This is a genomic window from Streptomyces sp. CA-135486, from assembly GCF_050936555.1.
Lineage (GTDB): Bacteria > Actinomycetota > Actinomycetes > Streptomycetales > Streptomycetaceae > Streptomyces.
The window spans coordinates 3,430,933-3,450,766 of record NZ_JBNJMM010000002.1 but is presented as its reverse complement, the minus strand read 5'-3'; the positions used below and the strand labels follow the sequence as shown (position 1 = coordinate 3,450,766).

The following is a 19,834-nucleotide window of genomic DNA, read 5'->3' as shown; positions in this document are numbered from 1 at the left end:
GAGGTTCCCCCCGTGGCTGTCCACCCCGCGTACTCGACAGACGACTACTGGCATCTCGCGGTCAAGCTGCTTACGGGGTACGAGATGCCTCTGCGGGAATCGCTCTTCGACAAGTTGCTGGGAAACCAGGGCATCCCCTTGATGAAGATCGAGTTCTCCGACTACGACGGCGAACCGTCGAACGCCGTCGTCGAGGCCGCGGACTCCCTGGGGTGGCGGGCCCAGAACTCAGGGTGGCGCATCGAGAACACCGACTTCGTGATCCCGTTCTACTCCGGGAAGCACGGCCCGATCACGACCGCGTCCGTCGGGACCAAGGTCGTCATGAAGAAGGCGCGCATCACCCTCTTGGGAACCACCTCGACAGACGCGCCACCGGCCGGCGGCGCGGTCCTGGGCAGTGACTTCAAGAGCAACAACGACAAGGAATTCGACGGCCTCGACGCGCACCAGGAGTGGAGCAACAAGGCGCTCTCCCAGTACAGCTACGGAGGTGGAAAGGCTCTCGATCATCTGTTGGGAGAGGCGCAGTCCACCATCGGATTCTCGTGGAACGACCTCCGGGTGGAGAACAAGAACGCGGTGAATCTCAAGTCCTTCGAGGAGGCGGCCGACGCGTTCGACAGGGCGGCGACCTTCTTCCGCACGCAGCACCGAGAGCTTCAGGACTGGGAATTCGACCTCGGTACGGAAGAGGCCTCGTGGAAGGGCCAGGCCGCCGGCGTGTTCCGCGACCTGGTCCACGGCCTCGCCCGCAATTACGACAAGTACAGCGATCAGCTTCCTCTCGCCACCGAGGCCACCTCCCGATACGGCCAGGACCTCAGGGATTTCCGACAGGTGGTCCAAACGGCCGGCCAGAATCTGTTCAACACCTGGGACAGCTGGCAGTTGCTCACGGGAAACCCCTTGCGCTGGCTGCACGATGTGCTGCTCGACGTGAGCGAAGAGGTGTGGAACAACAACATCAAGAAGGTCCGCTTCAAGGTGACCTCCGCCGGCCGGGCAGGAACAACGGGTCACCACCAGGTCAAGTTCGACGGATTCAGCGGCGGATACCTCGACTGGGGCGCGTTGGAGGACAAAGGAACCTGGAAGAAGATCGGCGAGGAGGCGATCAGGAGATGGCAGCAGTCTGTCGTCGACACCTTGGTGGTCGCGGGCAAGCAGGCCATCGTCGATGTGCAGAATTCCTGGAACGGCCAGACCTTCGCCCCCATCACGACGGTCAGCACGAACCTGAGTCAGGAGTACGCCTCCGACAAGGCCGACAAGGACAAGGCCGACGCGGAGGCCGCCGCTGCGGCGGCGAAGGCCGAGCGTGATGCGGACAAGGCCGAGGCGGCGGCAGCCGCGGCAGCAGCAAAGGCCGAACACGACGCGGAGGTGGCGCAGGCCAAAGCCGAACGTGAGGCAGAAAAGGCCGAACAGGAAGCAGCCGCCGCAGCGGCAAAAGCCGAACACGACGCGGAGGTGGCGCAAGCCAAGGCCGAACGCGAAGCCGAAAAGGCCGAACAGAAAGCCGAGGCGGCAGCAGCGAAGGCGGAACAGAAAGCCGAGCAAGAGCAGGCCAAGGCCGAACGGGACCAGAAGGAAGCCGAACAGGAAGCACGGCAGGAGCAGCTCCGGGCCGAACAGGAACAGAAACAGGCCGAGCAAGAGGCCAAACAGGAGCAGAAGGAAGCCGAACAGCAGGCCCGGCAGGAGCAACTCCAGGCCGAACAGGAACAGAAACAGGCCGAGCAGGAAGCCAAGCAGGAGCAGAAGGAAGCCGAGCAGGAGCAGCAGCAGGTCATCGCCACCAATCTGGCGCGGGCGGACCGGGAGCAGCAGAAACAGGAACAGGCTCAGAAAGAACGCGAGCAAGAGGCGAAGCAGGCCGAGCAGGAAGCCAGACAGGAAGCCAAGCAGCAGGAACTGGAGGCCAAGCAGGAAGAGAAGGAGCGGGAGCAGGAAGCGAAGCAGGAGCAGAAGGAAGCCGAGCAGAAACAGAAGCAGGCCGAACTGGAGGCCGAGCAGGAGGAGAAGGAGCAGGAACAGCAGCAGCGTCAGATCAGGACCGAGGCCGAATACCAGGCGAAGCAGGAGGAGCAAGAGGCAAAGCAGCAGGAGAAAGAGCGGGAGCAGGAAGCGAAGCAGGCGGAGCTGGAAGCCAAGCAGGAGCGCAAGGAAGCGGAGCAGCTGGCCCGGCAGGAACAACTCCAGGCCGAACAGGAGCAGAAACAGGCCGAACAGGAAGCCAAACAGGAGCAGAAGGAAGGCGAACAGCAGGCCCGGCAAGAACAACTCCAGGCCGAACAGGAACAGAAACAGGCCGAACAGCAAGCAAGGCAGGACCAGCTGCAGGCCGAGCAGGAACGGAAGCAGGAGCAGCGGCAGTCCGAGGCCGAGAGCCGCTACGACCAGCAGCGTCGCGAGGCCCTGGCCCCCGGCGGCAGGTCGTGGGAGCCCCCCTTTGGCGGACCGGACTCGGTACCCGGTTCCGAGGGCGGGCTGACGAGCCTCAATCGCGACGGCACGGTCACCACGAACTTCCCCGACGGGAGTTACACCACGGTCGACCCGGCGACCGGCGAGACCACGGTGGGGCTGCCCGACGGCAGCCGCGAGATCAGCGATCTCGCTCCCGGCGAGTCGCTGCACAACAAGGACGGCAGCTGGACGACGCTCAACCCCGACCACACGCTGACCACGGACTTCCCCGACGGGAGCTCCACCGTCGTCGACCCCGCCAAGGGCACGACAACGACGATGTTCCCCGACGGCACATCCGTCACCTCACCGATCGAGCCCGGACACTCGCTGCCCAGCCACCCGGGCAATCCGCACCAGTCCGGCCCCTCCTCGTACTTCCCGAACTACGAGGAGGAGTTGTTCGACACGCTGCCGGACTACTCCGACGACCTGGGCTCGCCCCTCACCCCGGCCGGCCTCGGGGCCACGGCCCAGGATTCCGGCGGCTATGGCGCACCGGGCGGGGGCGGCAGCCCGATGCTGCCGATGGGCACCCGGATCAATGGCACGACCAGCGGGGGCAGCGACGGCGAACGAGTGCGCAACGTGCTGGACGACGGGCAGCAGGTCGTCACACGCCGGCGCCCGGCGTCCGGTGCCGGGCGTTCCGCGTACGAAGAGGTGGGCGCGGCTCAGCGGGGAGGGATGGCGACCAGCAACGCCGGCACGCCCTTCATGCCTCCGATGGCGGGTTCACCGGGCGGTGGCGGTCAGCCGCAGACGCAGAGCAGCGACCGCGACAGGGAGTCGTGGGTTGCCGAGGACGAGGACGTATGGGGCACCGATGAGGGCGGGGCTCCAGCCGCCCTTGGGAGGGACTGACGTGACGGAATCCATGCAGGAGCGCCTGACCGAGGCCATGGCGGAACTCAAGCGGACCCACGCGGCGGTGGCGCAGGCCGAGGAGAGCATGCGCTCGGCCTCGGCGACGGTGCGCTCGCGGGACCGCTCCGTCGAGGTCACGGTCGGGCCGCAGGGCGAGCTGACGCAGATACGGTTCCTGGACGGTAAGTACCGGAACATGGGATCCGCGCAACTGTCGGCCGCCGTGCTGGAGGCCGTTCGGGAGGGACGCACCCGGATGGCCCGGCTCGTGCTCGACGCCTTCCAGCCCCTCTCCGAGCGCGCCGGCCGCCTGCCGGAGGTGGCGGGTTCCGGTATCGAGTGGGAGAGGATTTTCGGGCCGCTGTCGGCCACCGCGGCGGACGGCGTTCCCGGCCGAGCGGGCGCCGGCCGGTTGCGCGACGAGATCCACGAGGACGCCGGCGACGAAACCAGCCCACGGCCCCCGGGCCGCGCCGCCCGCGGGCACGCGGAAGGGCGGTAGCGCGATGGTCGCGTCCGATGCCTACGAGGCGGACCCGGGTCGAATCCAGGCAGCGATCGGCGAGATCGAGGCCATCGCCCACCAGGCCCTGGCCATGGTCGGGGAGTTCACGACGGCCATTGCGGCGTACAACGGCTGGGAGGGTGTGGACGACGAGTACGCGATCGAGGTCGGCGCCAAGTTCGACAAGAGCGTGCTCGGTGTCACGGAGACCGGCGGAGCGATCGCCAAGGCTGTCGAATCCATCGTGAACGGGCGTCTCCTGGAGCTCAAGGAGATCAGCGGCGCGCAGGGGTTCGCGCAGGAGAACATCGACGCGGCGCTCGCGGCCACAAAGGGCATCGGCGCCGACGGCGGGGGCGGCGGAAAGCGCTGACGTGCCGGCCGACATCGAGTTCAGCGACGAAGTCAGGGACATGCTGTTCGTCCTCCTGGGCGACCGGCCGTTGCAGGCCAACTCGGACCTGGCGTACGGAAGCAGCGTTCCGTTCCTGGACTTCGCGGACCGGCTCATGGACCTGCGCAACAGGATCACGGACTCCGTGTCCAGCGTTCAGGGAGCTCTGCCGCCGCAGGTCGCGGAGCAGTACGTCCAGGCGATGTCGACGCTCACCGGCACTAACGGGGTGGACCACTTCGAGGAGTTCATCCAGCAGCTCGATGCCCTGGCAGAAGGACAGGTCGAGCAGTCCAGAAAGATCATGGAGTCCAAGTGGGAGATCATCGCCGAGATCATCCAGCTGTTGATAGAGCTGGCCTTTATCGCGGCGATGGCCTTCTTCACCGGTGGTCTCTCGTTCGGGGAGGCGGCGCTCGCCAAGTCCAGGACTCGCTTCACCGTTCTGCTGATTCTGGACCGGCTGCTCAGGAGCACCAATCTGCTGCCTGCCTTCAGTGAGGCATTGCAGGAGGCGTTCACCACCTTCGCGGTGCGGCTGGCCATGCTGTCGCTCAACACAGGCGACCGCCGGCCGGACGGGATCGACTGGGGTGACATCGGCAAGTCCGCGGCGGCCGGTGCGCTCGCCGGCTTCTTCATCGGCGGCCTGTCGGGCGCGTTCAACAAGTTCTTCAAGAATTACTTCAACGATTTCGGCGACAACAAGTGGGCGTGGGGCGGCAGCCGGATGGGGCAGGAGTTCCTGTCCGAAGGCATCGGCGAGACCGGGGCCGAGTTCATCGTCAACGGCGCCTACGAGGGGAAGTGGGAGTGGAAGTGGGACACCTTCCTCGGCGCCGGGCTCAGCGCGATCTCCGAGTTCGTCGTCATGGGCAGCGTCGCCGCAGGCGGGTTGTTCCTGCACAACAAGTTCTTCGGACCGCAGAACTTCAGCGAGTACAACGAGTTGCCCGATTCGGGTGGTGGCGGGGGCCGTGGCTCGACGGGCTCGGACAGCGCAACCCCCTTGCCCCTGCCCCGGAACGACTTGGTGAGCGGCGGTATCGACTACGCAGACTCCGGGCCGAACAGCCTGGCGACACCTCCCCCGCCACCCACACCGCAGCCGAATGGCGTGGGACACGGCTACGGTACGTCGGCTCCGGCGGCCTTGCATCCGGTGCCGAACAACCCCTTGCCCGTACCCGGTCCGCACAGCGCCACTGACACGGTGGCGAATGGAGCGGCCGGCTCCACGCCGCTTCCGGATCTGGCCGACAACCCTCCACTGCCCGGGTACGGTCCAGGACTGGTCCCCTCGGGCGCGAGCGGAATTTCCAGTGCCCCGCCGCCGGTGAACCGCTCGATTCCTCCGCTCGGCGCGGCCGGGGCGACCGGGTCGACCGGATCCGCCGCCGACGTAAGCCCGGTTTCCTCTCCGGTGCTTCCGGGCGCGGTCACACCGCCTGGGGTCTTTCCGGCTCCGGCAGGCAGCACGCTCCCGGCGCCGGTCGGCAGCCAGACACCGAGCACCGGTCCGGCCTTGACCACACCGCCGGTCACGAGCCCGACTCCGAGCCCGACTTGGAGTACGAGCCCTGTTCCGAGTCCGGCTCCGAGCCCTGTTCCGAGTCCTGTTCCGAGTCCGGCCCCGAGCCCTGTCCCGAGCCCTGTTCCGAGTCCGGCCCCGAGCCCGAGCACCGTGCCGGACACATCCACTGCCCCGAGTTCGACGGAGGGCGATGAGCCGTCGCACTCTCCTGAGGACCTTTCGCTGCCGCCCACCGCGACTCCGCACCAGACCACGTCGCCCGCGGGCGGCACGAGCACGCCCGGCACGTCCCTGCCCTCCGCCACTCCAGCACCCACTCCCGCCGGCTCGTCCACCTCGTCGCCCGACGGGTCGTCGGCCGGGCAGCCGGTTCCGGAGGAGCTGCCGGACGAGACTCCGCAGGACATCGAGACCCACGCACCCGATCGGAGCGGTGTACCTGCCACCACTCCCGCCCACACCTCCGCGGACCCCATCCGGCCGCGCACGGAATCGGGGCCACCGTCCACGGCCCCCGCCACCACGTCAGCCCCGGGCACCACGACGCATCCCGAGACCACCGGCCCCGCCGTCCATCACGACACCTCCATCCACACCCCCGTACCGCGCTCGCAGCCGGCGATGGTCGACCCGGTGCCGGATCCCGTACGCCCGGAGCAGTGGAGGCCCCGGCGGCAGGACGCGCCCGCGTCGCCCCTGTGGACCGAGCGGTACGACCCGGCGGCCGATCCGCTGGGACCGGACCGTACGGCCCACACTCTGGCGGGGCACGACACGGTGATCCGTACCTGGATCCGGCGTATTGAGGCAGACGACGGCCGCTGGGTGCGGAACCTGACCCTGGAACTTCCGGTGCGTTTCGGCGACGGATTCCACGCCGATCAACTTCGGCAGTTCGAGCATCACATGCGGGGTCTGCTCGATGAGCACTTCAACCATGGACTGGTGCTGCCGCGCTCCGGCGACCAGCTCCACATCGATGTGAACCTCGTCCATGCGCCCGATCATCCTGAGGCGATCGAGCTGAGCGCGACGGACCAGCCGGCCGACTCGGACCAGTTCCACTTCCGGATGTACTCCGACGACCCGGCCCTCGACCCGTCCGAGTACGACCGGCGCCGGCGGCGCAATGACGCGACCGCCCTGCATGAGCTGATGCACTACACCGGGCTGAAGGACCGGATGCAGGACGACTCCTCGCTGTTCCGCCGGATCGCGGGCGGGCAGGTCCACCCGGTCGGGATCATGGCCGACCTGGACACGCTGCCCGGCCCGGCCGTGCCGCTCGACAACGTCCAGACCATCGAGGACGTCATCGACTCCGGCCCGGTGGTGCGCGACCACCCGCGGTCAGCCCCGGCCGCCATCGCCACCTCCTCCACCGACCCCGCATCCCTGCTCCCGCCCACCGACCGCTTCCCCGCTCACCCGCCGTCCCAGGGCAAGGGGAGCGATTCGGATTCGGACGATGGTCTGTTCTCGGTGCCGTTGAGGTTGCGTGGGAATGTTCCGTCGAGTCCGTCCGAGGACTCGGATTCGGATGACGGCCTGTTCGCGATTGGCTTGAGGCAGGAAAGGGACGTTGCTCCGAGTCCGGCCGGTGAGGTGATTTCGACACCGGAGGATACGGGGGCAGCGGGGCCTTCGGTGTCGGACGAAGTGACGTTCGAAGAGTCCGTTTCGCCTTCCGGTTCACGGTCACTGCGGCTTTCCGAGGTGATGCCGGAGAAGGACTGGTGGCAACTCTTCATCGACCCGCGGGATCACGAGCGGGCCCTCAAATACCACCCGGAGGACCCCGGCGGCATCTACGAACGTGAGCAGTCCCCGGGATTCAGGCAGGGGATGGTCGATGCCTACCGGGAGGCAATGGACTCCTCCCGCGGGGTGGGACACCGGATGAACTCCGGGCTGTATCTGAGGCTGCACAGCCTCGTGATCAACTATCTGGACAAGAAGCCGGGCTGGTCGGGCGGAGAGCCAACAAGTTTCCCGTTGCGCAACGCGGATCTCAGCCAGGACGTCCTCGAGGAGACACTCGGCGGGCGACAGCTGGCGCTGGACTTGTCCACATACGACTGGGCGGGGCCGAAGGACGTGTCCCCGATCACGGCTCTGGACCGGTTCTCCAAGCCCGGGCAGGCGCTTCTGCAAACCAACTACAGAGTCGGCGAGGCACCCGCACTGGTCGACCAGGCGTTCGACCGGTACTACGACGAAATCGCAAACTCGACGGATGAACTCGGCAAGCTCTCAGCAATCGCCAGAGCCGTCCGCGCCCTCCAGATCATCCACCCGTTCCACGACGCCAACCGACGCGTCAACGTCCACCTGCTCCTGCACAAACTCCTGCTCGAACAAGGATTCTCGCCGGTCGTCACCAAAGACCTTGCGAAACTGTTCCAGGGCTCGTACTCCGTACCCCAGATGGCCGAAATCCTCGCGCAGCACACCCGGACCCTCACCTCCCCGCTGCCTCCGCCGCCTGCGAGCGGACAGACCACCGCCGACCCGACCCAACCCCCGCCCCCGGTTGCGACCACCTCCACGCCTCCTCCCAACCGCGCACCGCGCACGGCACTTGTCGAGGAGCTGAGGTCACGCCTGCCGGGGATGCCTGCCGACGAGCGGGCGTCCGAGCTGGCGTTGCTGTCGGCCGACGAACTCGAGTCGCTGGCGGTGGATCCCACGCTGGTGGATGCGCTGCGGACGGCACTGCCCCCGTCGGAGTTCGCGGCCGCGGCCGCACAGCTGATGATGCGGATGTCGCCAGGGGTGGATCAGCCGGTGTCGGCTCGGCACGAGATGCAGGCGCAGATGGCGCGCATGCTGCGCGACCCTCAGGTCGCGGCGGAGCTGCTGAACCGCGGCGCCCGCGTGGTCATCGTGCCCAAGAGCGAGGCGATGACCTCGCTGGCCCCCTTCCGCCACCTGGCAGGACAGCAGATCGGCGGGTCCGACGGCCGGACGTGGGACACCGTACGGGGAGCGGGTGGCCTCATGTCGGCGGTGACGGAGGAGAACCTCCTCGGTGAGCTCACGAGTCTGCCCGGAGGTTTCTACCCGGACGGCTACTCCACGACGACGCACGAGTTCGCGCACGCGATCCACACCAAGGCGTTGTCCGCCGCGGACCGGCAGGTCATCACCGATGTGTTTCACGACAAGCTGTCCCGCGGGCACGCCGCAGCATGGCCGGACGGACCGCTCTACAACACGGCCGGCCGGCCCACGTACAACTACTCGTCCACCAACGAGTTCGAGTACTTCGCCCAGGTCTCCAACGCCTACCTCGGGACGAACGCCGGGACAGACGCCTACACGGGCCAGCCGCGGAACAACGGCCCTGACTGGGTGCGGCAGCACGAGCCCGCGCTGCTGCCGATCCTGGAGCGGCTGTACGGCACCGATCCCGTGGCCGTTCACTCCGGGCAGGCGAATCCGGTCCACCGCACTCAGCGGGAGAACGAACTGTACGACGGCTACCGGGCGTTCTGGGACCAGGTCGAGAACACCCACCGGCCGCAGCCGCACGATCCCGCGCCCGCGATCTCGACCTCGGCGGCCGGGTCCACGCCCGCGCTGCCGCCGTTGGCCCCGCCTCCGGCGAACGGCAGCGAGAGCTCGGATTCGGAGGATGGTCTGTTCGCGGTGCCGTTGAGGGCGCAGGGCAATGTTCCGTCGAGTCCGTCCGACGAATCGGACGACGGGTTGTTCGCGGTCGGCTTGAGGCCGAGGCCGGATGTGGTTGCGAGTCCGGCCGGTGAGGTGATTCCGGCACCGGACATGGGGGCGGCGGGGCCTTCGGTGTCGGATGAAGTGACGTTCGAAGAGTCCGTTTCGCCTTCCGGTTCACGGTCACTGCGGCTTTCTGCGGTCATGCCGGAGAAGGACTGGTGGCAACTCTTCATCGACCCGCGGGACCATGAGCGCGCTCTTGAGTTCCATCCCGAGGATCCCGGCGGCATCTACGAACGTGAGCAGTCCCCGGGATTCAGGCAGGGGATGGTCGATGCCTATCGGGAGGCAATGGATTCCTCCCGCGGGGTGGGGCATCGGATGAACTCGGGGCTGTATCTGAGGCTGCACAGCCTGGTGATCAAGTATCTGGACAAGAAGCCGGGCTGGTCGGGCGGCGGGCCGACCAGCTTCCCGTTGCGCAACGCGGATCTCAGCCAGGACGTCCTCGAGGAGACACTCGGCGGGCGACAGCTGGTGCTGGACTTGTCCACATACGACTGGGCGGGGCCTAAGGAGGTCTCCCCGATCACGGCTCTGGACCGATTCTCCAAGCCCGGCCAGGCGCTTCTGCAGACCAATTACCAGCCCGGCGAGGCACCCGCACTGGTCGACCAGGCGTTTGACCGGTACTACGACGAAGCTGCCCGGTCGACGGACGATCTCGGGAAACTCTCGGCGATCGCCAGGGCTGTCCGCGCCCTTCAGATCATTCATCCGTTCCAGGATGCCAACCGGCGGGTCAACGTCCATCTGCTCCTCCACAAGCTCCTGCTGGAGCAGGGATTCTCGCCGGTCGTCACCAAAGACCTGGCGAAACTGTTCCAGGGCTCCTTCTCCGTCCGGCAAATGGCCGAGACCCTGGCACAGCACACCCGACCACTGACCACGCCCCTGCCCCCGCCCCCCACAACCAGGCAGCCCGGTCCCGAACCGGCACGCTCGCCATCAGCCCCGTCGGCCCCGGTCACAGCCTCGCCGCAGTCGGAGGCCGGTTCCGCCGGCAGCCATGCCGACTCCCGTCCTGCCCCGGGCAGCGCCCTCTCCACCCTCCTCAAGCCGTCCGAGGCGGCGCAGAAGCCGATCGAACGGCAACTGGAGCTGCGCCGGCCGCCCCGCGTCGACGGCGAACTGCCCCCACCGGCCCTGCAGCCGCAGCCGGTCCACTACTCCGACAACACCCAAATGCCCGCGCTCGGCGACTCCGTACGCAGCCTGATCCCGGATCTTCCGGCCGATGTGGCATCGCGTTCCACGGGGTTCGGGCTCAAGGACTTCACGCTGCGCGGAACCGATCTCGCGCTGAACGAGATCGCGCGGCAGCTCGACGAGGTTCCCGCGCTGCGTCCCAAGCCGCCGGGTGGCAAGTCCCCCTCGGGCACCGGTCTGCTCGCCGACGTCGCCACCGCGCTGAGAGACGATCTCGACGGCCTGGTCGGAGACGGACGCGACTTCCCCTACACGGACAGCAAGGGACGGCCCCGGGTGCTCAAGCTCCGGCTGCGGCCGTACGGGCAGTGGGAGAAGTTCTCCGACGTGGGCGGCGCCGGCCCGTCCTCTCTGGGCAAGGTGTGGCAGACGGCGTTGACCACGGGTCAGACCCCGAAGGTCAATACCTCCCGCATGTTCAATCCGATGGTGCCGCTGTTCCCGGTGACCAAACCGGCGCATGTCTTCGCCCGCCTGGGTCTGCGATTCGGGCAAGGCCGCTCACTCGGGTACACGCTCAACTCTCAGGCGACGGCCCAGGTGGAGAGCAAGGTGTCCGGGGCGTCCCACGTCCATCTCGATGACACGTACTACGACTTCAGCGTCACCGACGCGGACGGCAACCCGGTCACTGAGCGGGGGTCGAGGAACGGCCGGCCCCGGCTGACCGGTTTCGCCGTCCGGTCCGGGCTGGCGCTCCGGCTGCCGGACGGAACGACCGCGGAGAACAAGCCCGGGCGGATCCCCCGCACACTGGAGTTCAGCAGCCAGCCCGATCTCCGGCTGGTCGGCACCGAGAACTACGGACCGGTCGCGCACATCAGGGACTGGGCCGCCGGACAGATCGGGGCCAAGCCGGGCAGCAGCGCCTACAGCGAACTCGACGCGTTCTTCTCCGCCCGCAACTTCCAGCGCGTGGCGCCCCTCCTGGCCACCGGCCGGATCACCACTCCGGCACTGTACGGCGACGGCAAGAACGCCCGGCCGCTCGGTGTGTTCACCGTACGGGCCACCTCGCGGCGCGCCCTGCTGCTGACCGACTCCGTCGTGCACGCACTGCGGAGCCAGGCCCAGCTCACCCAGACCGACAGCCGCTCGCTGACCAAGAGCAACACGCAGGAGATCGCCCCGACCGTGGGGCCGTTGCTCCAGTGGATGGGCCTGAACGACGCCCGCCTCAATCTGCGGCTGCTGATCGGTATCACGGGGCGGTTCGGGCACACTAGCTCCCGCGCCTCCACCACGGGCGGCTCCGGCTCCGTACAGGCGACGGGCGTGACAGGAGACAAAGCCGCCACCGGCCTGTATCTGGTGCAGAAGACCATCCGGGTCCAGCGGACCGGGCGGGACCGTGGCGCTCCTGCGCGGCAGAACGGGGACAAGCCCCAGTACGGCGTACAGGAGTTCACCACCTGGAGTCTGGAGCGGATCCCGGGCTCCGAGGCCCGGCGGCTCGCGGGCTGGGACGACGGCACGTCGATGCGCTCCCGCGGCGGGCGCCCCGACCCGTTTCCGCCGCCGTATCTCACCGAGAACCGGCCGCCCACGCTGGGGGTCAGCCGGGTGGAGCTGTTCACGTTCTCCGACGGGCAGTTCACCCATGACGGTCCCGACGGTCCGGACAGCAGCACCCTCCTCGACCACTTCACGGATCGAGTGCTGGCCGAGGCCTCCCGCGCCTACCCCGATCTGGTCGCCCCGTTCTCCGAGCTGGACCCGGCGAACCCGCGCTGGCGCAATGCCGACCACTTCCAGCTGGCCCTGTCCAACGCCCTGGAGGTGTCCGCGACGCTGGCGCAGACCGGCATGGCCGCGAACCTGGAGGCGCTGACCACGACCGGGCTGCGCATCGATCTGCGCGAGCATGGACGGCTGCACCGCGGCTATCGCTACATCTGGCTCGACGGGGAACTGACGGGGCGCCGCTACGAAGGCACCGACAGCACCCGGAAGATCGAGTTCAGCGCGGCGGGCGGGGAGAAACTGGACAGTGAGCTCGGTGTCTCGCACGGCGCGGACGGCGGCATCCAGGCGCTGATCACTCTGCGCGGCACCAAGGCCAACGAGATCGGTGTCTCGATGCACGCCGGGACACTCACGCTGGGCGGCACCGGGGGCGGGCAGCGGGACGAGAGCAGCGCTTTCGGACCCTCGGTGGCCAGGGACATCGAGGCGGACAGCAGCGCACCACCCCATCTCTTCAGCTACCAGTTGTCCGTCACGGCGAGCCGGGGAGGCTACTGGCGGCTGCCCGGGCTGCTGCGCGGCGCGATATCGGCGGGGCTGCTGGGCACGCAGGCCTTCGTCTTCCGCGAGGGGCACCGGCCCCTGATCGGCGGGCCGACAGGTGAGGGGGCGGACGGGGCGCTCACCGGCCGGGTGCTGTTGAGCGTGCCGGCCGAGCACTCTTCCGAGGCCGACCCGGACCTCCCGGACGCGGACCACCCGTACCGCGTTCTGACCGGCACGGTCCGCGACCGGCCCATGCACGACTCGGACGCGTTCCAGTTGGCGACGGGCTCACCCGCGCAGATGCGGGCCGTTGCCGGGCGGATTCCGGCCCCGTACGAGAACCATCCCTTCCAGACCCTCATCGTGGTGGGCCGGCCCGAACTGATCGCGGCGGCGGAAGCGGTACTGCAGCGGGCCTCGGGCGGCTCCTGGCATCAGACCCAGCAGGGCGCGCCGGGGCACGATGCGGCGCTGACCGTCTTCCAGTCCCCGTATCTAACCGCCAACTCGGATCAGAGCATGGGCCCCGCGGGCTACCGGGTGAGCGGGTTGTGGGCGCCCGGCCCCTACCTCAACCGCAGCGGTGTACTGGCCCACCGCATGGTGCTGCGCGGCCTGCGGATACTGGCGGGACCCGCGCCGATCGCGCTCGGGCACACCCTGACCGGCGGAACCCAGACGGCGGGGAAGAACACCAAGTCGCTGACGTTCTCGTTCGGTGGCTCGATCGTCGCGGCCAACACCCATGCCGTCGGGGACGGCGGCGTCCTCGGTATCGGCCCGACGCTCATGCCGTGGACGTACACCAGGGCGATCGGTGAGACCCTCAACCTGTCCGCGTCCGCCGATGTGAGCCGCTCCGACAGCGGCCACCAAGTGCTGGTGAGCGGCAACGCCGACCACGAGGTCGCGGCCGCCTCGACCGCGCTGGGCACGATGTCCGCAGCCAACTCGCCGCTGGTGCCCCGGTCGCTGGGCGGGGCCGCCGGACGGAGGGTGCTGGTGCCCGGCGGCTGGATCGGGCACCTGCCGGAGAAGAGCGCCGTCGAGCTCGGCCTGATCCAGGACGGTTTCGGCCCGGTCCCTCGCTACGCGAACCACCTCTGGACGCCCCAGGGCTGGCTGCCCACCGGCCGCTTCGGCAGCTATCCGGTCAACGCCCTCAACACCGCGGCCGTGCTCGCCGATTTCGACCGGCAGCTGAGCCGGCTGTTCGCCAGGGAGTCCGACCGCGACACCGTACGCAGGCTGGTTTCCGGCCGGGTCGTGCGGGCGATGCGCGGTGAGATGTCCGGCGCAGGTGCGTCGGTACCGGCCCGGATCGGCCGGTGGGGCTGGGACATCGGGCGGGTGGGCGGCCGACAGGTGCGGGTGCGGGCCGAACTCCTGCCGGGGGAAAGCCGGTTCGTCGGCATCGACCACAGTGCCGAGTTCAAGGACAGTCTGTCCGCCACCGAGTCGAAGAGCTTCGGCATCAGCCGCACCCGCGGGCCCCAACTCGGGTTGACGACGACCCAGTTCGCCCAGACCGGACATACGGCCGCGCCTCTGGTCGGCCCCACGTACAGCGAAACGGGGTCCAGCCTCGTGACGAGGTCGGCGAACCGCAGCGAGGCGGCCCGTGAAGCATGGAGCGTGAAGCTGACCGATCCGTACGCCGAGCACGTCACGCCCTACCGGCTGCGGCTGACCCTGGAGGTCGAGGGCGCCCAGGACGACACCACGGACGGCAGCGCGCACGGGCCCGTCGCGGCGGCCTTCCGGGGCAAGCAGCGGGTGGTGCAGGAGGACGGTGTGGGCGAGTTGCGCACCCACACCTCACTGAGCCTGACGCTGCCCGCCCAGGGCGCCACGACCCTTTTGGACACACCCTTCACTCCGCCCGCGCCGGGTCCGGTGCGCCTGGCGCCGCTGCCGGCTTTCACCGGTGACGCCAACTGGCGGGCGGTCAGGCATCCGGACGGCAGCGTCAAGCCGTTCGTCCTGCCGGAAGACGGTTTCGTCATCCGCGATGTGATCGGCTCGGCGCAGGTGAGGGAGGCTGCCGGGCGGGCCCTTGCCAAGGCGTACGACATCCGCTTCCGGGACACCGACAGCGCGCAGACCGCCCCCAGGTGGAGGGGAGACACCCCGCTCACCCGGATCGGCACCGGCTCCGCGTACAACCTGGAGGAGGGCACCACGGGCACGGTGCTGAGCTCCTTCGCCGGCAAGGCCCTGGGGCTCGGTGGTCACACGGTGCCCGGCCTCATCGAGGACAGCGTGGTCGGCGGCGCCGACGGGCAACTCACCGTGTACTGCAAACCGCATCTGGACCGTGCCCAACTACTGACCGTGGCCGACGGCGTGAAGATGGAACACTCCCGGCGCGGCACCACCGAAGGCTCGCAATCGGTGAGCGGATCGGAGTCCGCGAGCAGCTCGGTCGGCGAGGTGACTGTGGTACCCGCCGGGCGGGCGGGCACCGTCGCTCCGGGCGCCGCTCTGCCCGGGCCGAACGCCGCCGGGTCCGACACCCTGCCCGGCGGCCTGGCGAGCACCGACAACACGAAGGTCGAAGTCAAGGGCCGGGCCTTCCTGTTCTCCGTTCCGGCGAGCTGGCTGACCGTGGCCTCGGTGCACCGGCACTTCAAGGACGGCCGGATCGGCCGCGCCCTGATCTCGCCCCTGCAGGCACTGGCGCCGGCCCACTTCGGGAATGCGGGGCAACAGGCGTACCAGACCGATGCGGCCATTCTCGCCTGGGTGGCCGAGGACGTCGCACGGGAACTCGGCCTGATCGACGCCACAAACTTCCCCGAGCGTGCCGGCAAGGCCTGGGACGCCGTCAAGGCCGTGTCAAAGGCATGGGCCGACGCGGACAAGGCGTATTGGCTGGCCCGGCGGGAGGCCGGTACGACCCCGTATACCAAGTTCACCGCGGCACAGGGACAGTTCGAGACGGCCGAAACCGAACACGAGCTGGCCCGGACCGAGTACGACATCGCGCGCAGGCCGCTCGTTGCCGCGAACACTGAGGCCGACGCAGTGCGGGGCCTGGCGACCTCCTTGCGTGAGCAGGCGCAGACCGCGCTGCGGCAGGCGGAGGCGGTGGCCGAACGGATCGACGCGGAGGCACGGGAGGGGCTCGCGGCCGGGCCCGACCCGGACACCGGGCCCGCAGCGCTGGAGGCTCTCGCGGACCTCGCCGAGGCCAGGGACCGGTTCGACCGCGACCGGACGCGGGCAGGCCAGTGGGACGCCGAGGCCGACCGTATGGTCGCGGCGGCGCGTGAACAGACCGCACAGCGGCGCGCCGACGCAACCGCGCGGCGCGACGCGGCCCGCACCCAACTGGACGCCGCGGGCGGCGAGCTGCACCGCGCGCAGACGGTGTACGAGGGCCACCAGCGGGAGCTCGCCCCGCTGCTGGCCACGGCGGAAGAACTCGCCGGCACGTATCACCAGGTGCGGTCGGCCGCCGACCGGCTCACCCGCTGGCACGTGCTCCACTCGACGCCCGAAGGCCGCGCCGTGCTCGGGGACCTGGCCGAGCCCCCCGAGGTCACGTTCACCGATCCCCAGGCCGACCCGGAGGCACCCACGTACACGAAGGAGACGGGCGAGAACGGGATCACGACGCTGACGTCCCCGACCGGCGAGCGCCATACCCTGCTGGACGTGCCGGCGGACGGCGAGTCGTTCTTCCACGCGCTCGCCGAAGGGGTGCGCCACGACGGCCCAGGCGCGGCAGCCGCCCTCGCCGGGCATCCGTCCGCGCTGCGGACGCTGCTCGCCGGCCGGCTGCGCGACCCGGCCAACGCCGATCTGCTGGACTCCGTCGCGCCCGACGAGCGGGACACCTTCTCCCCTGCTGAACTCGCCCGGGCTTCAGTCGACTTGGCGGAGGACACCCCCGAACGGCGTGAGTTCGACGCCATCGGTGTCGTCCCGCACTCCACCGACCTGTCCGCGGATTCCCGGCTGGACCTGGCAAGAGCCCAGCTGCTGCGGCCGGGAGCAGCGACGGCCGACACGGGCTGGGACCACGGTGCGGCGGATCTGCTGCCCGCGCTGGCCGCCCGCACATTCGGGGTGCCGGTGACGGTCGTTGACGACGCGGGGCGATTCCAGACCTTCCCGCCCGCGACGGACACCGGGGCGCCGCCCGTCGTGCTGTATCTGGCCGACCGGCACTTCCAGGCCGCGGTGCGCGGTCTCGTCCACAGCGGCGCCGCGGACGCCTCGGCACGTCCGGCCGCGACCCCGGCCGGGCCCGTACGCCCCGCGCACGCCGCACCCCCGTGGCAGCCGCCGTCCGACGCTCAGAACACACCCCGGTTCGACGCGGCTTCGGACCATCTCCGCCTCACGGGTCCCGACGGGGCGGAGTACGACCTCGTCGAGGCTCAGGGGGACGGAAATCGTTTCTACACCGCGCTCGCCGCAGCCCTGCCCGCCGGTCCGGCCACGCCGGGGCGGCACCGCCCGAGAACCTCGGACGGCATCGCCATGGCGGTCGCCGCTTCGGCACTGCCGTCGGACGCGCGACTGGATCCGCAGGCCGTCTTCCGCGCCGGCGATCCCGGCGTGGGCGACGCCGGACTGCCTGCCGCGACCCTCGACACGCTCCACGGAAGCGGCGGAACGCTGCCGCCGGGCACCGGGCTCGACGAGCGGCAGACCGCGGCGCTCATCCGGTCCCAGCTGCGTTCGGGCCGCCGCTGGGATCCGGCCACCGCCGCGCTGGCAGCCCAGTTGGCCGCCGGGGTGCTCGGCGTGCGCGTCACCCTGGTGCACGAGGACGGAAGCTTCGACAGTCATCCGGCCGCCACCGGGCCGGACGATCTGACCGAGGTGATGCTCTACGAGCGGGGCGGCACCTATCTGACCGTACTGGCGCGTGCGGCGGAGCCGACCACACCCGCACAGCCTCAGGACCCGGCACCGCGGGACCCGGAGCCCGCCCGGGTGCAGCCGCCCCTGCCGCCCCCGCCGCCCGCACCCGATACGCTCCCGCACCGGCTCGCCGAGGTCGCGGGCGCCGGGGACCGCTTCACGGAGGCGCTGGCGTATGCCCTGAGGGAGAACGCGCCTCAGGTCTTCGACAGCGTCTCCGCCCTCGCCTCCGCCTTGGGCCGCAGCGGACCGGCCGCCGACGCCTCGACGACGCTGCGTCGCTGGGTGAGCACTCACATCACCGCGGCCGACGTACCCGCCGACATCCCGCTGCTGGATCCCAGTGCCAAGCTGTCGCTCGGGGAACTGGACGCCATCGAAGTGCGGCTGCCGACGGTTCAGCGGACGCAGGCGGTCCTCATGGGGGGCTCTCTTACGGTGGCCGAGGCCGGGCTCGACCGAATGGACATGTTCCGACTGCTTCTGAACCGGCGGGCGGACTGGTCCGAAGCAGTCCGCCCGGTGGTCGCCACGCTGGTGGCCGATGAACTCGGAATCCGGCTGGCAGTCGTCAGACGGACTGTGGACGGCAGCAAAGGGGTCGACTACTTCGGTCCGCTGGGCGGCGTGCCGATTCTGCTCTGCACGACGGATGACGGGCCCTTCTTCGCCGCGCTCTGGACCCCTCCGCCGCCCCCGCTCCCGCCGAGCGGCTGACAGCCGGCGGTCCGGCAGCGGCTATCGGCTTGTGAACAGCCAGTTCTGGTCGTCGGTGTCGCTGCAGTAGAACAGCGTCAGGCGCACATCCCGGCGGCGGTCGTTACTGCCTGCGACATCCAGGCACAGATCACTGCTCGCATGGTTGCGGATCCAGTAGGTGTTGTTCGCCCTCTTCTGCAGCCACCACAACTGGTTGTCGCCGGTCGTGCGGTTGCACGGGTACTCGGTGATCCGAGTCGTGGCGCCGGTGCCTCCGTAGTAGGGCAGGTCGAGGCACTGACCGTCCTTCACATTCCGGATGACGTAGAGCTTCGCCCCACCGGGCCCCGACCCACTGCTCGCGGCTTCCAGATTCCACAGCTGGTTGTCCTCGGCCGTGCTGTTGCACGTCGACTGGTTGACCGGACCGTCCTGAACTCCCTTGCCGAAGGCAGGTATGTCCACACAGGTCTGGTTCTTCCAGTTCTTGATCAGCACCCGGCTGAGGTCCGGGCCCGTAGCGCCGCTCCGGCGGGCCGACGCCCGCCTGCGCGGGGCCTGGGACCGGTCGCGCGCCGTGGTCCCGCTGTCCTGCCTCCGGGTGGCTGGTGGCGCCTCACGGGCCGGTCCCTTGCTCAAGGGCGGAGCGGCGGGGGCCCGTTTCCTGGGTGGCGACGAGGGCTGTGGGACGAACGCACCGGACCGGTCCGGGCCTTCTTCGTCGAGGACGGTGTTCGCCGCATCCACTACGGCGGCGGACTTCTCTTCGTCGTCCGAAGCGGAACCCGTGAGCAGAAGAGGGATGGCGACCAATACGGCGCCGACGATCGCTGCTCCGGCCAGGACCGGCTTATTGGGGCCGTTTGACGCGCCGGCCGGATCCGGCTCCTCCGGGCGCACACCGCCGACGGCAGCGAGTCCTGCGGCCGCAGGCGAGGCCCCTGCCGCGCGGGGCTCCCCTTCTTGCGTCGTGGCCCCCGGTTCCGGGGCCTGTGACGTCTGTGGGGCCTGTGACGTCGTAGCACCGGATCGCGCGGAGGTCTCGCCGGAGACGGCGGGGAGAGATCCCGTGCCGCCCGTGTCCGGGACGGACGAAGGTGGAGAGGTCGCTTCCCCGGCCGTGGTCGAGGCCGAGGCGGCGGGCTCGGTGCCGGGCCGCTGAGCCGAGGCGGCGGGCTCGGTGGCGGCCGACCCGGTGCCGGGCGGCTCGGTGGCGGGCGGCTGTCCGGAGGGTGCTTCCCCGGACGGTGGGGCTGTCTTGGGCGTGCTGGCGGATTCGCCGGCGTTCTGCTGTTCGGGCATGGGT

Annotated in this window: 5 protein-coding genes; 4 read left to right on the top strand and 1 reads right to left on the bottom strand. The window is 69.5% G+C overall.

Annotated elements, in window-relative coordinates:
• The first annotated feature begins 12 nt into the window (after positions 1–12).
• Genes ACQEVG_RS35210 through ACQEVG_RS35195 form a run of 4 tightly spaced genes read left to right on the top strand, consistent with a single transcriptional unit; the run spans position 13 to position 18,546 of the window.
• The gene (locus ACQEVG_RS35210) at positions 13–3,336 is read left to right on the top strand and encodes an AAWKG family protein (protein WP_432991520.1); all 3,324 of its coding nucleotides are present in this window, start codon (positions 13–15) and stop codon (positions 3,334–3,336) included.
• Between the two features lies 1 nt (position 3,337).
• Positions 3,338–3,841 carry a YbaB/EbfC family nucleoid-associated protein gene (locus tag ACQEVG_RS35205; RefSeq protein WP_432991518.1) on the top strand — a complete coding sequence of 168 codons (504 nt, stop codon included), beginning with the start codon at positions 3,338–3,340 and terminating at the stop codon, positions 3,839–3,841.
• A 4-nt stretch (positions 3,842–3,845) separates the two neighbouring features.
• A complete protein-coding gene (locus tag ACQEVG_RS35200; protein WP_432991516.1) occupies positions 3,846–4,217 on the top strand; it encodes a hypothetical protein in 372 nt (123 codons plus the stop codon).
• Position 4,218: 1 nt separating this feature from the next.
• Positions 4,219–18,546 carry a hypothetical protein gene (locus ACQEVG_RS35195; protein ID WP_432991514.1) on the top strand — a complete coding sequence of 4,776 codons (14,328 nt, stop codon included), beginning with the start codon at positions 4,219–4,221 and terminating at the stop codon, positions 18,544–18,546.
• 21 nt (positions 18,547–18,567) lie between these two features.
• On the opposite strand, the gene ACQEVG_RS35190 is transcribed toward ACQEVG_RS35195, so the two are convergent.
• Positions 18,568–19,830: an RICIN domain-containing protein gene (locus tag ACQEVG_RS35190; protein ID WP_432991512.1), complete on the bottom strand. Its 1,263-nt coding sequence runs from the start codon at positions 19,828–19,830 to the stop codon at positions 18,568–18,570.
• Positions 19,831–19,834 lie beyond the last annotated feature (4 nt).